An 18,185-nucleotide genomic window follows, 5' to 3' on the forward strand; every position below is an offset into this window, starting at 1 on the left:
ACGGATTTGGCCGGGCCGGGGGACTGCCGACGGGCGGGTACGGGAGGGGCAACCGTCCTGGCCACGGCGGGGGCACGTTCATCAACGGACATCGGCGACAGGGCCTTTCAGCAGCGGCGAAGAAGCTTCGCCAGCGTGCCGGGACCTCGTTGACCGGATGCTGACCCAACCTGACCGGCTGATCAGGAAGTCGGTCCGGCGCTGTGCGAGGCTGCACCGCATGCGCATCCTGGTGGTCGAAGACGAGGTGGACCTTGCTCACACCCTGCACACCGGTCTGACCGCCGAGGGCTACAGCGTCGACCTCGCCCATGACGGCCGCCAGGGTCTGTGGATGGCCAGGACCGGCGAATACGCCCTTGTCGTCCTGGACTTGATGCTGCCCGGACTCAACGGCTACAAGGTCTGCGCCCAGTTGCGCCGGGAGGGCAACGCGACGCCCATCCTGGTACTCACCGCCAAGGACGGGGACTGGGACCAGGCGGAGGCCCTGGACACCGGGGCCGACGACTACCTGGCCAAACCCTTCTCCTACCTGGTGCTCGTCGCACGACTGCGGGCCCTGGTCAGACGAGCCGCCGCGGTCGCCCCGCCCGTCCTCGCCGTGGGCGACCTCTCGTTGGACGTCGCCGGCCGGGTCTGCCGCCGGGCCGGGGCCCGGGTCGAACTCACCCCCCGGGAGTTCGCCGTGCTGGAGCTGCTGGCCCGCCGGGCGGGCCAGGCGGTCTCCAAATCGGATCTGCTCTATCACGCGTGGCCCGACGAGGCGCTGGATCCCAACCTGGTGGAGGCGCGCGTCAGCGCACTGCGGAAGAAGGTGGACGCCGCGTTCGGCCGGCAGTCCCTGCAGACCGTACGGGGTACCGGCTACCGGCTGGTGGACGACCGTGAACGCGACTGAGCCGCGACGCCGCTGGTGGCCGCGTTCGGTACGAGCCCGCGCGGCCCTGGCCGCCGCCTCGACCGCCGCCGTCGTCCTGGTCGGCATCGGCTGGTGGATGCACAGTGACGTCTACCGCCAGGGCACGCAGACCACCGAAGGACAGGCCGAGGAACAGCTCTGGGCTCTCGTGGATCAGCTGAACGGGGGCGTGGTTCCCGTTCACAGAAACGCGCTGCCGTACGAGGTCGTCGCGACCGGCCGACGCGCCGCTGTCGCCTACGGCGGAGGCATGGAAGCCCTCGATCCCGGCACCCGCCATGTGCTGCCCGCCCCGCCGGAGGCCAGGGAGCCCGGACTCCTGACGACCGTTCCCCTCCGTATACCGGTGCGCGACAACCGCACCGGAGACAGATCCGATATGGCCGGCAGGACCTACACCGTCATGTTCGCCGACATCAGCGCCGATCAACTCAGCAGTGGCAAAGTCGCCGCTCTGGGCGTCGCCGCCGACGCCGACCTGCGGGTCTATGTGGTGGTGCTCCCGCACACGGCCGAGGCAATGGCCAAGACCACCGACCTCCTGCTGCTGCGCGCCGGGCTCGTCAGCCTCGTACTGATCGCCGCCGTCACCTACTTCGCCGTCCGCATCGCGCTGCGGCCGGTCGAAGCCATCCGCGTCCTCACCGCCTCGGTGACCGCGAGCCATCCCCGCGAACGCGTCACCGTCCCCGCCACGGGACACGAGATCACCGCCCTGGCCACCACCATCAACACCACCCTCCAACGCCTCGACAACGCCGCCGCCCAACAACGCCGCTTCGTCGCGGACGCCGCCCACGAACTACGCAGCCCCCTCACCACACTGCTGGCCAGCCTGGAAGTCGCGCTCGCCTACCCAGAGCGCACCGACTGGCCCGCCGCGGCCACCACCGCCGCGCGACAGACCCGCCGCCTCCAGGCCCTCGCCGAAGACCTGCTGCTCCTCGCCCGCCTCGACACCCGCACCCCCACGACCCGTCCCGAAGCCGTCGACCTGACAGCCCTCGCCTCTCAGCTGACCGAGCAATACCCCCTCACCGAAAGACCGTTGACCCTCACCTGCGACAGCACCGCTCCCGCACCCGTACACGGAAACCCCGACGAATACGAACGACTGCTGCGCAACCTCGTCGACAACGCCGCCCGCCACGCCGTACACCGCATCCAGATCACCATCCGAAACGAGGACGACTGGATCGTCCTCACAGTGCACGACGACGGACCGGGCGTACCCACCGAGGACGCCGAGCGCATCTTCGAACGCTTCGTCCGGCTCGACGACGCCCGCTCCCGCGACCACGGCGGCACCGGCCTGGGCCTCGCCATCGCCCGCGACCTCGCCCACCGCCACCGAGGCACCCTCACCCTCACCCCACGCACGCTCGGAGCGTGCTTCCAGCTACGCCTTCCCCGAGCCCCCACTCCGGCCGAGAAATGACGCGCTTCACCTTCGAGCAGCTGCTCAAGGACCGTATTCCCGACCGGAGTTGGCAGCGCCCCGCAGGAGAGAGCTGCCCCGGGGTCAAGGGGGTGTCGCCCCGGGATACGGCTCCAGCGGTTCCAGGCCTGCCGTGCGCATCAACGCCACGGCCTCCTCTGGAGGAATCGGCGCCGTGCCTGAGCAGTAGCGGCAGCCGCCCTGTCTGCCCGCAGCAATGTTGCCCAGCCGCGGTGTCACTTCTCTCCCACACGCTTCACGGCGGCAGTGCCAGGGCTTGTCACTTCCTGGACAGGGCTCCAGTGGTTCGAGCCCGGCGTCCCGCACAATCAGCCAGGCCCGTTCCTGCCGCCGCGAGGAGCCTTCGCCGACGATACGGATTCGTTCTTCAGGGCCGCCAAGAGGCTGAAGACCTCTCCCCGTGGTGTCGGTGGTTCGAGTGCTGCCTATGGACATTCGCCGGGTCGCTGCGCTCATGAGCCGGCGGCTCGCGGGGTGATGTTCTCCGGCGCCAATTGGTCCGCGACTGGTCCGGGTGGAACTCCACGGGACGCCATCGAGTAACGAGAAGAATCCAACTATTTCATTGGGTAACTGTCCTGTCGGGTTGCCTGGAGCGCAACCATGCCTCCAGGCAACCGACTTCAGGCTCTAGAAGAACCAAGTTTCTTCGGACTGTATGAAACAAGAAGGTTCTTGGTCTGCTGGTGGTATACGAGTCCGACTGCTCCTGAGCTGCGGAAATGCGTGAAATTGCATGACGGGAGGTGGAGTTGGCCCGCTCCTGGTCCGGATCTTGGCGGGTGGCCAGGCCGCGCCTTCTCCTCCTCGACGAACCGCCGATGGGCCCGTCACCCAAACTCGTCGGCTTCATCCTCGACACCCTGCGACGGCTGTGGGAGGAAGGACTGAGCCTGCTTCGGGTCGAGCAGAACGCCAAACCGATCTTCGGCGAGACCAGTCACTGCCTCGTCATGGAGAACGGGAGCGTCGCCATGAGCAGGAACGCCGGACGAACTCAGCCGGGATACCCGGGTCCGCCAGATCTACCTGGGCTTGTGAACGGTGCGCGCGGCGATGACCCAGGACTCGTATCTCATCGGCCTGATCGGCTCCGGCATGGGCACCTCGTTCAGCCCCGTGCTCCACGAACGGGAGGCGGACCGGCACGGCCTGCGCTACCTCCACCGCCTGATCGATCTCCACCGCATCGGCGCCGAGCCGGCAAGGTCGGTGAACTAGTGGGCGCGGCCGGGGACATGGGTTACCGCGGCCTCCACATCACCCACCCCTGCAAGCAACCCGTCATCGAGTGTCCTGACGAACTCACCCCGCAGGCCGGGCGGTCGGCGCGGTCAACACCGTGGTCTTCGAAGGTGAGAGCAGGAGCGTCCGGTCCGTAGGACACAACACCGATGTCACCGGCTTCGCCGCCTTCTCCGACCGGGAAGTGGCGGACGTCCAGCGGGAGCACGTCGTACAACTCGGCGCCGGGGAGCGGGGGCGGCCGTCGCACACGCCTAGCTCACCCGTGGCACCAGGCACTTCGCGTCGTCGACCCGCTGACGGACCGCGCCGTGGCACTCGCTGTCTCCCTGAACCGCCGGTTCGGCGACGGTCGGGCGAGCGCCTCCGCTTCAGACGATCTCCCAGGCCTGATGGACCGGGCCGACGGTCTCGTCCACACCACCCCCACCGGAATGTCCACGCATCCCGGACCTCCGCTGCCGGCCGACCTGCTGCACCCTGACCTGTGGATCGTCGATGTGGTGTATCAGCCGTTTGAGACCGAGCTGCTACGCATCATGCCTTCCGGCTCTTCACCGGAAGAGAGCCGCACCGCTCGCGGATGCTGGCCGATGCGGCCGAGCCGGTGGGGGTGGCGGCAGCTGGAACCCGGCTCCTTGACCGAAGGCGAAGTGCCGGGCGAACTGCTCGCGCTGACGGTCCGGCCTGGCGACCGTCGACAGCGTGGTGCCAGCGGCCCCGTCGTTCGAGGCTCGCGTCTACCGCACTGCGGTGTCGGTGTACGGCGGCGGCAGGGCAACCGGCTGCCCCGTGCGCAGCGACTCGTAGGCGGCCAGCACCACCCGCAGTGAACGCAGGCCGGCCTCGCCGTCGGGGGAGGGGTGTCGGCCGGTCCTGGCCGCGTCGAGGAAGGCGTCCAGCATCGCCGCGTCCAGGTCGTCGCCGCCGGGCTCCCAACGGGCGCGGCCGGTCGCGGTGTCGAAGCCGCCGAGGAGGCGGGGGAAGGCGTCGAACTCGGCGATCGCCCGCTCGCCGACGCAGGTCAGCGTGAGGCCGCCCCAGTTGGGGTGGTCCTTGGGATGGCTCCAGCTGCAGTCGACGGCTGCCACCACGCCGCCGGGGTAGCGGATGGTGACCAGGCCCGCGGTCTCCACGTCCAGGCCGAGATCGGCGTCCAGGACGGAGTTGGCCTGTGCGTAGACCTCCGCCGCCTGCTCGCCGTCCAGCAGCACGTCCATCAGATCGGCGATGTGCACGGTGTGGTCCATCACCGCACCGCCGCCCGCCAGTTCGCGATCGCCGAACCAAGAGCGGGAACGGGCCGGGTTCCAGCCGTTGTTGGTGCCGTGGACGCTGACCAGGCGGCCGATGGAGCCGTCGCCGAGGGCGTCGCGCAGCGCGCCGAAGGCGGAGTCGAAGCGGACCGGGTAGGCGGTCATCAGTCTCACCCCGGCGCGGGCACAGGTGTCGAGGATCGCCCGGGCGTCGGCCTCGGTGGTGGCGAGCGGCTTCTCGCACAGCACATGCGCGCCGGCCTGCGCGGCACGTTCGACGAGCTCCCGGTGGTGGGCGTTCTCGCTGGTGACGACGGCCGCGTCGACGGGCTGTGCGAAGACGTCGTCCCAGGTCTCGGTGTACGGGACGTGGAGCCGCTCGGCCAGGGCCGGACCGCGGTCGGGGTCTCCGGGCGGTGCTCCAGGATCGGCGGCGACGAGTTCCACGTCGTCGCGGTCGCGCAGCAGTTCGAGGTAGGTGGCGGCGTGGACGTGGGCGAAAGACAGGACGGCGACTCTCATACGGGGCTCCTCTCGATGGCCACGGCGCGCCCGGTGCGGTCCGATTCGGCGGCGGCTTCGGCGATGCGGACGGCCGCCACGCCGTCCCGGGCGCTCACCCGGGGCTCGGGGCCGTCCCCGGCGAAGGCGGCGGCGAACTCGCGTATCTGGACGGCGTACGGCGACTCCCCGAAGTCCCCCGACGGAATGCCCCCGACCGTCGCGCCGCTGCCGCCGACGACCCGCAGTCCGGGCGCGGCCAGTGAGTCGTGCCGGGCGGTGCCGCCGGTGCCGGTGACGTGGAAGGTGGTGCGGAACGGGGTGTCCGGTGGCGCCCACACGCCCACCACCTGCGTGATCACCCCTGTCTCATGGGTGAGTACGGCTGTTCCGGTGGCGACGGCGCCGTCCGGAGCGGGCGCGGTGAGGTGGCCGCGCTGCTGGGCGTGGACGCGCACCACCTCGCCGAACAACCAGCGGGCGATGTCGAAGTCGTGGATCATCTGGTCGACCAGGATCCCGCCGGAGCGCGAGGGGTCGGCGAACCACGGGCTCCAGGTGGGGTAGCGGCCGGTGCGGGTGAAGCGGGCCACCGCGACCCTGCCCAGCGCGCCGCCGGAGACGAGTTCGCGCAGTCGGGCGTAGGCCGGGAAGAAACGCACCACGTGCCCCGGGTAGAGGCGCAGGCCGGCCGTTTCGGCGGCGTCGGCGATCAGCCCCGCGTCGGCGGCGGTCAGCGCCAGCGGCTTCTCGCACAGCACGTTCGCTCCGGCCGCGACGGCGGCCAGGGCGATCTCACGGTGGGTGTCGGTCGGGGTGCACACGTCCACCACGTCCGCCCCGGCCATCGCCTCCTCCGGCGACTGTACGGCGGTGGCTCCGAACGCGTCGGCGAGGCCGGGGGCCCGGTCGTCGGGGGAGTAGATGCGGACACGGGCGCCGAGCGCCGTCCAGGCGGGCAGATGGGTCCGGGCGATGCCGCCCGCGCCGATCAGCGCCACGTCGAGTTGTGCCATCTGCTCTGGGCCTCCTAGCCCTTGAGCGCGCCGCTGAGCACGCCGTTGATGAAGTGCCGCTGGAAGAACAGGTACACGGCGACCACCGGGGTGATCACGATCAGCGTGGCCGCCGCGAGCAGCGGGACGTCGACGCCGTACTGGCCGGTGAAGAAGCCGAGTCCGGCGGGGGCGGTGCGGCTGCTCGGATCCTGGATGAGGATCAGGGGCAGCAGGAACTGGTTCCAGCTCCACACGAAGTACAGGACGCCGAGTGTGGTCACGGCCGGCCGGGAGCTCGGCAGCAGTACCCGCCACAGCGTCGTCCACGACGAGGCCCCGTCCAGCCGGGCGGCCTCGATCAGGCTGCGCGGCATGGTCGCGAAGTGCGCGCGCATCCAGAACACGCCGAACGGCATGAAGGCGGCGATCTCCGCGAGTGCCAGCCCCGGCACGGTGTTGGTCAGCCCCAGTGCCCGCAGGTCGTAGTAGAGCGGGATGACGGTGACCTCGGTCGGGATCGCCAGCCCCAGCAGCAGGTACGCGTACAGCTTCCCGCCGCCGGGGACGTCCATGGTGGCCAGCGCGTACCCGGCGAGCGTGGCGCAGAGCACCGCGGCCGGGACGACTGCGAGCGCGATCACGGTGCTGGAGCGCAGCAGCGGCCCGAACCCGGCCCGCGACCACGCGTGCGCGAAGTTCTCCAGGTGGATGCCGTGGGTCGGCAGGGACAGCCCGGTCAGTGGTGTTCCGGCCGGCTGCACCGAGGCCAGCAGGAGCGACAGGAACGGTACGAGGACGGCGGCGCAGAACACCACCAGCACGGCGGGCGCGGCGAGAGCCCTCGGTTTGACCGCGTCGGCTGTCGTCACGGGGCCTCCCGGGCAAGGCGGTTGATGACCAGGACGGCGACCGAGATGACCGCCGTCAGTACCACGGCCAGCGCGCTCGCCAGCCCGACCTGGCCGCCTCCGAAGGCGAGCCGGTAGATGAGGATGCCGGGCACCACGGTGCTGTTTCCGGGGCCGCCGCCGGTGGTGATGTAGATCAGGTCGAAGCTGGAGAGCGCGGCGATCACGGTGATGGACAGCGCGACCGCGATCTCCGGGCGCAGCAGTGGAACAGTGACCGACCAGAACTCGCGTACCGGGCCCGCGCCGTCCATCCGCGCGGCCTCGTAGATCTCCTGGTCGATGCGTTGCGTGCCGGACAGGAAGAGCACCATGCACAGCCCGGCCACCACCCAGGTGCCGATCAGTCCGACGGCCGGCAGCGCCCAGGTGAAGCTGCCGAGCCAGGAGTCGGCGAGCCGGCCGAGGCCGACGGCACGCAGCGCCTGGTTGAGGGTGCCGTCCTCGGCGTAGACCCAGCGCCAGATGATGGCGACCGCGACCAGGGGGACGACCTGCGGCAGGAACAGCAGCGTACGGACGGCCGTGATGCCGCGGCGGCCGGACAGGCGGGACACGACGGCCGCGGAGACCAGGCCGACGCAGATGGGCAGCACGGAGAAGAAGATGATCAGCGCGCCCGCGTGCCAGGCCGCCGCACGCAGCTGCGGATCGGCGAAGACCGTACGGTAGTTGGCGATTCCGGTGAAGGACGGCAGGGTCACCCCGTCCCAGTCGAACAGCGACAGATACGCGGTGTGGAGCGCGGGCAGCACCGCGAACAGCGTGTACGGCAGCAGGGCGGGCAACACGTACAGCAGCGCCACGGCGCGGCGGCGGCGGCCGGCGCCGGACCGCCGCCCGGCGGGGGCACGGGCGCGGTCGGCCGCCGGAGCAGTGGGACGGCGTGTGGTGAGAGCCATCACGCGTGGTACTTGTCGAAGTCGGCCTGCAGGTTGGCGAGGAACTTCTCGGCGGTGACCTTGCCTCCGGCCAGGAGCTGCAGTTGGGTGGTGACGGTGTCCGGCATCGTGGGGGTGGAGGCGTTCTGGACGAACGGCTCCAGTCCGGAGTCCTTGACGATGGCCTGCCAGCCGTCGCTCACGTCGCCGAGCAGCCCGCTCCGCTGGGGCATGGCGGAGGCGTCGGGTGCCATGAAACCGGACTTGGCGATGAGGGGTGCCGCCTCCTCGCTCGCGCAGAAGTCGAGGAAGGCGGCGGCTGCGGCGGCGTTCTTCGTCCTGCTGGAGACGCAGTAGTAGACGCCCGCGCCCGTGGTGTGCAGGGTGCCGCCCTTGTCGGCGGGGGGTGCGCTGAACAGGCCCGCGTCGGCTCCGAGGCCCTTGGCGACGGCGGCCGCGGCCCAGTTGCCGCTGATGCGGAAGACACCGGTGCCCTTGGCGAAGGCGGCGGTCGCGTCGTTGTCGCTGACGCCGTTGACCTTCGGCGTCACATAGCCCTTGTCCACCCAGCGTTTGAGGGTGGCAGCGGCGGTGACCGCCTCCGCGCCGGTGATCTTGGCGCCCTGGTGGCCGAAGGCCCACGCCTGGCGGTCGGCGGGCTTCATGTAGAGGGACAGCAGGACGTTGAAGGGGTGGTTGAGGCCTCCGTCGAGATTGCCCGCGACGAGCGCGGTCTCGCCCGCCGCCTTGGCCTTGGCGAACATCGCCTCCAGTTCGTCGACGCTGGTCGGCGGGACGGTGATCCCGAGTCGCTTCACCTTGGCCTTGTTGTAGTAGACGCCCTCGAACGACAGACCGCCGGGCACGCCGTACAGCGCGCCGGTGCCGGTGGTCCGGCCGTCGGAGCTGAAGGTGATCTGGTCGAGGCCGGGGAACTTCCCCGGCCAGCCGTACGCCTTGGCGTACGCGCCGACATCGAGCAGCAGGCGGCCCTTGACCAGGTTGTTCATGCCGGACACGTACTGGGCGATGTCCGGGGCGCTGTCCGCGGACATCGTGGTGTCGATGCTCTTGAGGTAGTCGTCCCAGCCGGTGTACTGGCGCTTGAAGGTGACGTTGGGGTACTTGGCGTGGAAGGCGGCGAGCAGGTCCGGGGTCATGGTGGTGTCGTCCGCGTCGGCGACCACCAGGGTGATCTGCGTGCCGGTCGGTACGGCGGTGGTGACGGGCCCGGAGGCGCTGTCGGTGGCGGCGCCCTTGGCACCGGGGGTCAGGGAACTGCCGCAGGCGGCGAGCAGCGAGGACCCGGCGGCGGCGAGGATGACGCGTCTGGGCAGACGGGGCGCGAGGTGGAAGTGGCTGTGACTCATGGCGATTTCTCCTGGGGCGACGGAGAGGGAGGCCGGGTGTCGGGTGGGGGCCGGTCCGGGGCGATGCCGTGGGGGACACGGGAGCAGCGGCGGGCTACTGCGGGAGATCTTTTAATAACGCAGTTGCGTTATATAATCGGCATGGCGCCGATGGGCGTCAAGACTTTCTTGTGGAGGCAGTAGTGGTGGCAGTTCCGGAGCCAGGCCCGCAACCGGCTTCCGTGTGGCCGCTGAGCGGTGCCGCGGAGCTGGTGGCGCCCGGCGCGCCGGCGGTCGTCGGCGTGGCGGACCTGCGCGCGACGAACGCGGCGGCCGTCCTTGCCGTCGTGCGCTCGGCGGACCCGCACCCGCGGCTCTCCGAACTCGTCAAGGCGACGAACCTGTCGCGACCCACGGTGGAGGTCATCGCGGAGGAACTCGTCGACTGCGGCCTGATCGAGGTGGTTCCCGCGCTGTCCGCCCGCGGTCGGCGCTCTCCGGGACGTCCGGCACGCCGCTTCCGCTTCCGCCCGGACGCGGGCTTCGTCGTCGGAGCCGACGTCCGCCCCCGCTCGGTCACCGTCTGCCTCGCCGACCTCGACGGCGAACAGGTCGTCGTGGAGAGGCAGGAGGTCCAGGCCGACCTCTCGGGCGCGGCGCGCGCGGCCGTCGTCACCTCGGCGGTCCATACCGCCATGGCCCGCGTCGGCGTGGACACGACGCGCGTCTGGGCGGCGACGGTCGGTACCCCCGGCCTCGTCGACCGGGCCAACACTCGCGTACGCCAGGCCGACAACCTGAGTACCTGGGCCGGCACCGACATCGTCGGCATCCTCCACGAACTGCTGCGTTGCCCCGTCGCCGTCGAGAACGACGCCAACCTCGCGGCGCTGGGTGAGCAGTGGCGCGGGGTGGGGCGGACGGCCGACGGGCCCCGGAGCGCCGACGCCCGGACCGAGGGTGGCGAACCCTCCGAGGCGCAAGCGGGGGAGCGGCCCGGGTCACCGGCCGGCGCGTTGACCGGCGAGATGGTGTTCGTCCTCCTCGGCGAACGCCTCGGCGCCGGCGTCATCACCGGCGGCCGGCTCCTGCGCGGGCATCACGGAGCGGCCGGCGAGATCGGGTTCATCCGTTTCCCCGGCCCCTCGGACGCGCCCGGTTCCCCCGGCCTGGAGCCGCTGCCCGCCTCCGTCGTCGCCGGTACGGCGGCCGGTGAGGCGGAGGCGACGGCCGCCGTCGAGTCCTACGGCCGCCGGCTCGCCGAGGGGATCGCCCCGGTCCTGCTCGCGCTCGACCCGGCCGTGGTCGTCCTCGGCACCGGCCAGTTCGGATCCGCCGACACGGACCCGGCCGCCCGCCTCCTGCTCGGCGCCGCGCGGGCACACGCGGACACCCTCCTGGTCGACTCGCCTCGCTGGCGGCTGTCCTCCCTCGGTGACGACGTCGTCCTCACCGGCGCGGTCCGCTTCGCGCTCTCCTCCGTCGAGGTCGTGCTGCGGACACGGCCGACAGGCCTCGGGGTGCGGGCACCGGGCGCATGACGGTGAGTGGTTCCCGCCACACCACCTTCGTGCCCAGTCGTCGAATGCCTGCTCGCCGACCAGGCCGTGGTGGGCTTCGAGGTCGGCGGTCGTCCCCAAGCGCACGGACCAGGGAGGAGGTCCTGTGCAGCTGCCGCTCCCGGGCTGGTGGTCGAGGTCCCGGCCGGAACAACCGGCACGAGAGTCCGGGAACTCGCGCCAGTTTCGATGGCCACACGCCAAGGAGGTTCCCGTGGTCCGGGGAAGCGCCCCTGTGCGGCAGGCCGGCAACCGCTTTGTCAGAGGCCCGTTCTAGAGCGGGCCGTGTTCCGAAATCCCTGTGGGTCCGCCCGAGATCACGGGAGTGTCGGCTGTGCGACGGGTGCGATCCGGCCAGTTGGAGATCGGGGTGCTCCAGTCCATCACGTGCCTCAGTTGCCGCAGTGTTTCCTCCGCTGTGGCCCGTACCTGGGCGGGCACATCACCCCGCTCGGCTTTGAGCTGACGGAATATCGGCTCGTCATGAAACATCGTCGCCTCCGCTCGCCGCCACTGTCCGCAGGCGGCAGCGCATCATATGGGCCGGGCCGAGTCGGCCTGCAAGACGTCCAGAACGTGGGCTGTCGGTGCCGCGACTTTCGGTCGTCTGCCGCGCGAAACCGACAACGGCCGCACAGATTTCGTGCGGTGCCGGAGGCATGGGCTTGTTCTCCCGGGCACTGGCGACACGGTCGCGGCGTATGTGATGGCCTGTCCGGCGTCGGTTCTGGAGCTGCTTCGTGCGGTGCCGACGCTGCATCACGATCGCGGGCCTGCGGCCGGGGCGGCCGGCTCCGGGAGCACTGTTCCTGGGCCGCGTCGTCTGGACGGCGTACTTCGTCGCCATGACCCGCTTCGACGGGCAGCGGACGGCCGTCACCCACGACATCCCGCTCACCGGCGCCGACCCGGGCACGGCCATGGTGATCCAGACCTTCGCCCCTGCTGCCGTGGCCGACCGTGCAGCAGAACGTCGAACCGGGCATGGAGGCCAAGGGAGTTCCGGCCGCCGAGCGGGCGGACGCGGTCCGCTCGGCCCGCGCTCGTCGTGGAGTCGGACGAGCCGTTCTCCGCGCTGGACGTGCTCACGGCCGAGAACCTGCGTGGCGAGCTGACCGGACTGTGGGAGTCGGGCCGGCTCCCGACCAGGACGATCGCGCTGGTCACCCACAGCGTGGAGGAGGCCGCGCTGCTGGCCGACCGGATCGTGGTCCTCGGTGCCCGGCCCTGCGGCACGATCCGAGAGGTCGGCCTGCACCGTCCCCGCGACCGTGATGCGGCCGCCTCCGCGGACCTGATCGACCGCGCCCACCGCACCGTGACCGGACGCCAGAATGCGGGCCACACCCACGGCCGGACAGGACCGGTCGAGCTGGAGAAGCGCACCCCGGCCAACACCCCGCTGCCCACCGCCACCAGCGTGGACGGGCTGTCAGGGCGGGCGGAGACGGTCGTCCACCACGAGGTGCGAGCGGACCTGGCCGGCCGCGCCGAAGACCTCGGCCTGGAGATCGACGACATCCTGCCCCTCCTTGACGCCCTCGACATGCTCGGCTTCACCGCCGCGCACAGCGATGACCTGCTGCTGACCGACACCGAGTTCGCCGGCGCCGACGCGCAGAAGTCCAAGAGCATCTTCGCCGAGGCCGCTCGAGGCGTACCGCTGGTGCGGCTGATCACCCGCAGCCGGCGACAGAACCCGGACGGCACTCTGCGCGGTTTCCTCCGCGACGTCCTGGCCCACCACTTCACCGGCGAACAGGCCATCCGCCGGCTGGAGTCGGTCACCGACGGGGGCCGCCATGCCGAGCCGTACTCCTATGACGGCGAGCCGCAGGTGTACTGCGATCGAACGCGGGCGCGAGACGCCCGACCACGTGGTCGGGGACGAAAGGGTCGGCTGGTGGTGAAGACCCCGCGGGGCGGTATCTCAGCCGTCGTCCGGCCATGGTCTCGTCGAAGATCCCGCCGTCGGCCTCAGAGCGCTCGCGACAGGAAGGCCGTCTGCCGGTCGGCGCGGGGCGAACGCAACGAGTGAGGTCCTGGTGCCGGCATGCACCGTGAGCGTGGGGGAAGCCCGACACCTTGCGCCGGGGTGGACAACGGCCGGTCCCGGGACCGGCCGTTCCGGGCCTCGTCCTTCCTCGGGACGGGGCGGGGTTGCCGCCTCGCCCGACATGCCGGAGCGGTTGGGGGCCCGCACCGGGACCCACACCCCTCCTCGCGGCGTCAGTCGCCCGGGGTGGGCCGCAACCGCAGCGTCAGGATCTGGAACGGACGCAGCGTCACTTCCACGCCGCCACCGGCATGTCGGTGGCTCGTCGGATCGGCGAGCGGGCGTTCGAGAAGGTCCGTCGCGGTCACCGAGGCCAGTGGGAACGCGGTGGCGAGAGTGGCGCGGGCGCGGGTGCCACGTGACTCGTAGAGGCGTACGACGATGTCGCCCGCGCGGTCGTCGGCGAGCTTCACCGCCTCGACGATCACGCCCTCGTGGTCGACCGCCACCAGGGGGGCGACTGTCGAACTGCCCGGCACCGCGCGTTCCGGGAGGTTGAAGTGGTAGCCCTCACGGGTCGCGTCGGAGACGTCCGCGCCGATCAGGAGCGCGTAGCCGAGCCGGTGCGTTCCCTGGTCCTGGTCGGGGTCGGGGAAGCGGGCAGCCCTGAGAAGGGAGAGGCGGACCGTGGTGGTCGTACCTCCGTCGGGACGGATGTCACGGGTGACGTCGTGCCCGTAGGTGGAGTCGTTGAGGAGGGCGGCGCCCCAGTCGGGTTCGCCGACGTGGAGGAACCGGTGGGCGCAGACCTCGAACTTGGCGGCGTCCCAACTGGTGTTGGTGTGGGTGGGCCGCTCGACGTGGCCGAAGGGGATCTCGGCGGTCGAGTGCGCGGCCCGTACGTCCAGCGGGAAGGTGGCCTTGAGCAGCTTCTCCCGCTCGTGCCAGTCCACCACCGTGTCGATCACCAGACGCCGGGAACCGGCCGGCAGCGAGAGGTGTTGTTCGATCCGTGAGTCCCCGAAGACCCGGACCACCCGGATGCCGTCGCCGGTCGATGTCACCGACTGCGCCTGAGTGAGGTCGCGGACGGTGTTGCGGTAGAACACGTCGATGTCCCAGGCGTCCCACTGGTTGGGGAAGTCCTGGTGCAGTTGGAGCAGGTTGCCGACCGCACCGGGCGCCAGGGCCTCCCGGCCCGCCGCGTGGTCGTACGCCGAAGTGATGAGCCCCCGGCTGTCCACCACGACCCGCACGACGCCGTTGTCGAGGACGAATCCGTCCCCGTCCGTCGCCGGGGCCACCGGAGCCTCCGGCGACAGGGAACGTGGAGCGGCACCGAACGCGGCGACGCCGCCGCGGGTGTGGGGTGCCGCGTTGAAGACCACGGACCCGTCCCCCGGACCGGCCAGTGCCCGCTGCGCAACGCCGATCAGTTTCTCCAGCTCACGGGCGACAGCCGCGTAGGTCTCCTCCGCCTCGCGGTGCACCCAGGCGATCGACGTCCCGGGCAGGATGTCGTGGAACTGGTGCAGCAGCACCGTCTTCCACAGCCGGTCCAGTGCCTCGTACGGGTAGGGCTGCCCGTGGACCACGGCCGCTGTCGCGGCCCACAACTCGGCCTCGCGCAGGAGGTGTTCGCTGCGCCGGTTGCCCTGCTTGGTGGCGAGCTGGCTGGTGAGGGTGCCGCGGTGGAACTCCAGGTACAGCTCGCCGGACCAGACGGGGGCGCCACCGTTCTCCTGGTACTCGGCATGGGCGCGCTCGAAGAAGTCGGTCGGCCGCTCGATCTCGATCCGGGCCGAGCCCTCCAGATCTCTCAGCCGTGCGGCGCGGGAGAGCATCTCCCGGGTGGGACCGCCGCCTCCGTCGCCGTAGCCGAACGGGATCAGGGAGTGGTTGGCGGGGCCCTTGTCCTGGAAGTTCCGTACCGTGTGGGCGACTTCGGCGCCGGACAGCTCGCCGTTGTAGCTGTCGACGGGCGGGAAGTGGCTGAAGATGCGGGTGCCGTCGATGCCCTCCCACCAGAACGTGTGGTGGGGGAACTTGTTGGTGGTGTTCCAGGAGATCTTCTGGGTCAGGAACCAGCGCACCCCGGCCAGCTTCATCAGCTGCGGGAGTGCCGCGTTGTAGCCGAAGGTGTCGGGCAGCCACATCTCCTCGGTCTCGACTCCGAACTCCTCCAGGTAGAACCGTTTGCCGTGGACGAACTGGCGTACCAGCGCCTCGCCGCCGCTGATGTTGGTGTCGGGCTCGACCCACAGGCTGCCGGTCGGCAGGAACTGTCCGGTCTTCGCCTTCTCCTGGGCCCGTGCGTAGACCTCGGGCCGTTGTTCCTTCAGCCAGGCCAGCTGTTGCGCCTGGGACATCACGAACTTGAACTCCGGGTGGTCGTCCATGAGTTGCGTGACGTTGGAGACCGTCCGGGCGACCTTGCGGACCGTCTCGCGCAGCGGCCACAGCCAGGCGGTGTCGATGTGCGCGTGCCCGACAGCCGAGATGCGGTGCGCGCCGGCATGTGCGGGTGCCGCCAGGGCGGGGGCGAGGAGGGCCCGTGCCGCTTCCGCGCTGCCTCTGACGTCCTGGAGGTCGATCGCGTCCAGGGCCCGGCCGATTGCCTGGAGAATCTGCCAGCGGCGCGGGGAGTCGGGGGACAATTCGTGCATCAACTGGCCCAGGACGTCGAGGTCCTGGACGAGTTCGTGGACGGTGCGGTCGAGGACGGCGAGGTCCAGACGTCGCAGCCGGTACAGGGGTTCGCCCGTTGTGTCGTCGCCGTCGCCGAGCCAGGGTGCGCGTCCGCCCACCGGGGTGGGGCCGAAGGTCAGCTCACCGGGCGCGGTGTGCATGACGACCGGATTGGCCGCGGCCTCGACGAAGGCCGTGAACTCCTCGCCGCCCTCCGCGCGTTCGGCGACGGGTACCCAGGTGTTGCGCGGGTTGAGCGCCTTCACCGCGGTGCCGTCGGCGCGGTAGACCAGCCCCTCCGCGGAGAAGCCGGGGGAGTGGGTGGCGAAGCCGAGGTCCAGTACGGCCTCGACCGTCTCGCCGGCCCATGCCGCGGGGATCGTCCCGCTGACTTTGAACCAGCTCGTCGACCAGGCCGGTCCCCAGCGGTCGCCCACCTGGGCCTGACGGTAGGGGGCGGCCAGGCCCTCGCGTACTGGTACCGGTTCGCCGGGTACGTTCCAGATCTGCACGTCGAGACGGACGGACCGGGCATGGACGGCGGGCCGGATCCGCTCGTTCAGAACGCGGTCCAGCCGCTTTTCGATGACGTCACGGTCGCTGTGCATGGGTGTCTTTCTGTCCATGGGTGGGGGGAGTCAGCCCTTGAGTGCGCCGCCGAGGGCGAAGCCGCCGCCGAGTTTGCGGGAGAGCAGCAGATAGAGCAGGACCACGGGCATCGAGTAGATGAGGGAGAACGCCGACAACTGCCCGTACTGGGTCTGGTCGTGGGCGCTGAGGAAGGTGAACACGCTGACGGAGGCCGGGAGTTTCTCCGGCGACAGCAGCAGGATGAAGGGGACGAAGAAGTTCCCCCACATGCCGATGAACGTGAAGATGGTGACCACGACGACGCCGGGTCGCATCAGCGGCAGTACCACCCGCCACAGCACTTGCATGGTGTTCGCGCCGTCGATGCGGGCGGCCTCCTCCAGGACGACGGGTACGCCGTCCATGAAGTTCTTCATCAGCCAGATGCCGAACGGAAGGGCCGAGGCGGCCAGGAACAGGGTCGTGGCGGGCATCGAGTCGATCAGGTTGACCTGCACGAACATGCTGTACACCGGGATCATCACGGCGGTGATGGGCAGGCCGGTGGAGAACAGGATCGTGTAGAGGAACGGCCGTCGTACCCGGGAGCGGTAGCGCGAGAGCGGGTAGGCGGCGAGCACGGACACCACGACGGTCACCGCGGTCCCGAAGCCGCACAGCAGCAGGCTGTTGAGCATCGGCCGGTAGGTGGTATCGACGTTGAGGACCGCGTCGAAGTTGTCGAGCGTCAGCGACGAGGGCATCGTCAGCCGGAAGGAGTTGGTGTCGCTCACCGAGGCCAGCAGCATCCACACCAGCGGCAGCACGTACAGCGCCGAAACCGCCAGCAGTACGGCGTTGATCACGACCCGGCTCGGCCGGAAACGGCGTCTCGGGCGCGGGGTGCCGGTCTTCGGGGCGGCCCGTCCGGCGGAGGTGGCGGGGGGCGTGGCGACGGCGGCCATCAGTCGTCCTCCAGTTTCAGGAGCCGGATGTACACGACGGAGAAGAGCGCGCCCACCACGAGCAGCACCAGGGCGATGGCTGTGCCGTAGCCGATCAGGCTGTTCTGGAAGGCCTGCTGGTACATGAAGATCGGCAGTGTCTCGCTCTTGTTGCCGGGTCCGCCGCGGGTCATGGTGTAGATCAGACCGAAGACGGAGAGGGTCTGGAGCGTGATGAGCATCAGGTTGGTCAGGATCGACGGCCTGATGACCGGCAGGACGACCCGCCACAGCCGCTGCCAGGGGTTCGCGCCGTCCATCTCGGCGGCCTCCGTCAACTCCTGGGGGACGTCGTTGATGGCGGCGGTGAAGACCATCATCGAGAAGGCGGTCCCGCGCCAGACGTTGGCCAGGCACACCGCCAGGACCGGCATCGTGTACAGCCAGTTCTGCTGAGGCAGACCGATCGCGTCCAGCAGCGAGTTGAGCGAGCCCTGGTCGTAGAAGAAGGCGTACATCAGATAGCCGGCGACCACCTCGGGCAGCACCCAGGCGGCGATGACGACGCCACTGATGAGTGCTCGTACCGGCTTGGTGGCCTTCTGCATCAGGATGGCCAGCGCCAGCCCGAGCGTGTTCTGGCCGATGACTGCGGAGCCGACCACGAAGACCAGGGTGAGCTTGACCGCGTTGAGGAAGTCGCTGTCCTGGAAGGCCCGGGTGAAGTTGTCCAGGCCGATGAAGCGGGCGCCGGAGGCGCCGGTGAGCTGCATGTCGGTGAACGCGTAGTACAAGCAGTACGCGATCGGCCCGGCCAGGAAGACGGCGAGCAGCACCACGGCCGGCAGTGTCGGCAGTCCGCGCAGCAGGGTGCGGACGGCGGGGGCGGGCGCCTCGCGGGACCGGCGG

At 70.4% G+C, this 18,185-nt stretch carries 12 protein-coding genes and 1 pseudogene; 5 read left to right on the forward strand and 8 right to left on the reverse strand.

The window, feature by feature from the left end:
* Window positions 1-220: 220 nt before the first annotated feature.
* The 3 genes and pseudogenes from ACFXC1_RS39960 to ACFXC1_RS39970 all read left to right on the forward strand — a co-directional run.
* Window positions 221-901, forward strand: coding sequence for a response regulator transcription factor (locus ACFXC1_RS39960; RefSeq protein WP_019071962.1), 681 nt, complete (start codon window positions 221-223; stop codon window positions 899-901).
* Window positions 888-2,360 (forward strand): sensor histidine kinase, encoded by a 1,473-nt coding sequence (locus ACFXC1_RS39965; protein ID WP_381252295.1) that lies wholly within the window; start codon window positions 888-890, stop codon window positions 2,358-2,360. Before ACFXC1_RS39960 ends, ACFXC1_RS39965 begins: the two co-directional genes overlap by 14 nt.
* A 1,077-nt stretch (window positions 2,361-3,437) precedes the next feature.
* A pseudogene (locus ACFXC1_RS39970) lies at window positions 3,438-4,251 on the forward strand (shikimate dehydrogenase); the annotation flags it as partial.
* A 115-nt stretch (window positions 4,252-4,366) separates the two neighbouring features.
* Here ACFXC1_RS39970 and ACFXC1_RS39975 read toward each other — a convergent pair.
* From ACFXC1_RS39975 to ACFXC1_RS39995, 5 genes are read right to left on the reverse strand one after another with little or no spacing between them, the layout of a single operon-like run.
* The gene (locus tag ACFXC1_RS39975) at window positions 4,367-5,404 is read right to left on the reverse strand and encodes a Gfo/Idh/MocA family protein (RefSeq protein ID WP_381252297.1); all 1,038 of its coding nucleotides are present in this window, start codon (window positions 5,402-5,404) and stop codon (window positions 4,367-4,369) included.
* Window positions 5,401-6,399: a Gfo/Idh/MocA family protein gene (locus tag ACFXC1_RS39980; RefSeq protein ID WP_381252298.1), complete on the reverse strand. Its 999-nt coding sequence runs from the start codon at window positions 6,397-6,399 to the stop codon at window positions 5,401-5,403. Before ACFXC1_RS39980 ends, ACFXC1_RS39975 begins: the two co-directional genes overlap by 4 nt.
* Before the next feature lie 14 nt (window positions 6,400-6,413).
* Complete coding sequence (locus tag ACFXC1_RS39985; protein ID WP_381252300.1) at window positions 6,414-7,250, reverse strand: carbohydrate ABC transporter permease; 837 nt, start codon at window positions 7,248-7,250, stop codon at window positions 6,414-6,416.
* Entirely contained in the window at window positions 7,247-8,191 is a 945-nt protein-coding gene (locus ACFXC1_RS39990; protein WP_381252302.1) for a carbohydrate ABC transporter permease, read from the reverse strand. Before ACFXC1_RS39990 ends, ACFXC1_RS39985 begins: the two co-directional genes overlap by 4 nt.
* A complete protein-coding gene (locus ACFXC1_RS39995) occupies window positions 8,191-9,540 on the reverse strand; it encodes an ABC transporter substrate-binding protein (RefSeq protein ID WP_381252304.1) in 1,350 nt (449 codons plus the stop codon). Before ACFXC1_RS39995 ends, ACFXC1_RS39990 begins: the two co-directional genes overlap by 1 nt.
* 185 nt (window positions 9,541-9,725) lie before the next feature.
* On the opposite strand from ACFXC1_RS39995, the gene ACFXC1_RS40000 reads away from it, so the two are divergent.
* Both ACFXC1_RS40000 and ACFXC1_RS40005 read left to right on the forward strand, forming a co-directional pair.
* Window positions 9,726-11,060 carry an ROK family transcriptional regulator gene (locus tag ACFXC1_RS40000; protein WP_381252306.1) on the forward strand — a complete coding sequence of 445 codons (1,335 nt, stop codon included), beginning with the start codon at window positions 9,726-9,728 and terminating at the stop codon, window positions 11,058-11,060.
* Between the two features lie 1,066 nt (window positions 11,061-12,126).
* Entirely contained in the window at window positions 12,127-13,116 is a 990-nt protein-coding gene (locus tag ACFXC1_RS40005; protein WP_381252308.1) for an AAA-associated domain-containing protein, read from the forward strand.
* A 191-nt stretch (window positions 13,117-13,307) separates the two neighbouring features.
* On the opposite strand, the gene ACFXC1_RS40010 is transcribed toward ACFXC1_RS40005, so the two are convergent.
* From ACFXC1_RS40010 to ACFXC1_RS40020, 3 genes are all read right to left on the reverse strand, one after another.
* Window positions 13,308-16,370, reverse strand: a complete 3,063-nt coding sequence (locus tag ACFXC1_RS40010) for an alpha-mannosidase (protein ID WP_381252310.1) — start codon at window positions 16,368-16,370, stop codon at window positions 13,308-13,310.
* A gap of 30 nt (window positions 16,371-16,400) precedes the next feature.
* The gene (locus tag ACFXC1_RS40015; RefSeq protein ID WP_381252312.1) at window positions 16,401-17,297 is read right to left on the reverse strand and encodes a carbohydrate ABC transporter permease; all 897 of its coding nucleotides are present in this window, start codon (window positions 17,295-17,297) and stop codon (window positions 16,401-16,403) included.
* A partial coding sequence (locus ACFXC1_RS40020) for a carbohydrate ABC transporter permease (protein ID WP_381252313.1) occupies window positions 17,297-18,185 on the reverse strand: 889 nt, incomplete at its 5' end. The genes ACFXC1_RS40015 and ACFXC1_RS40020, both read right to left, overlap by 1 nt.

This window comes from Streptomyces hokutonensis (assembly GCF_042751305.1).
Classification (GTDB): Bacteria; Actinomycetota; Actinomycetes; order Streptomycetales; family Streptomycetaceae; genus Streptomyces; species Streptomyces hokutonensis_A.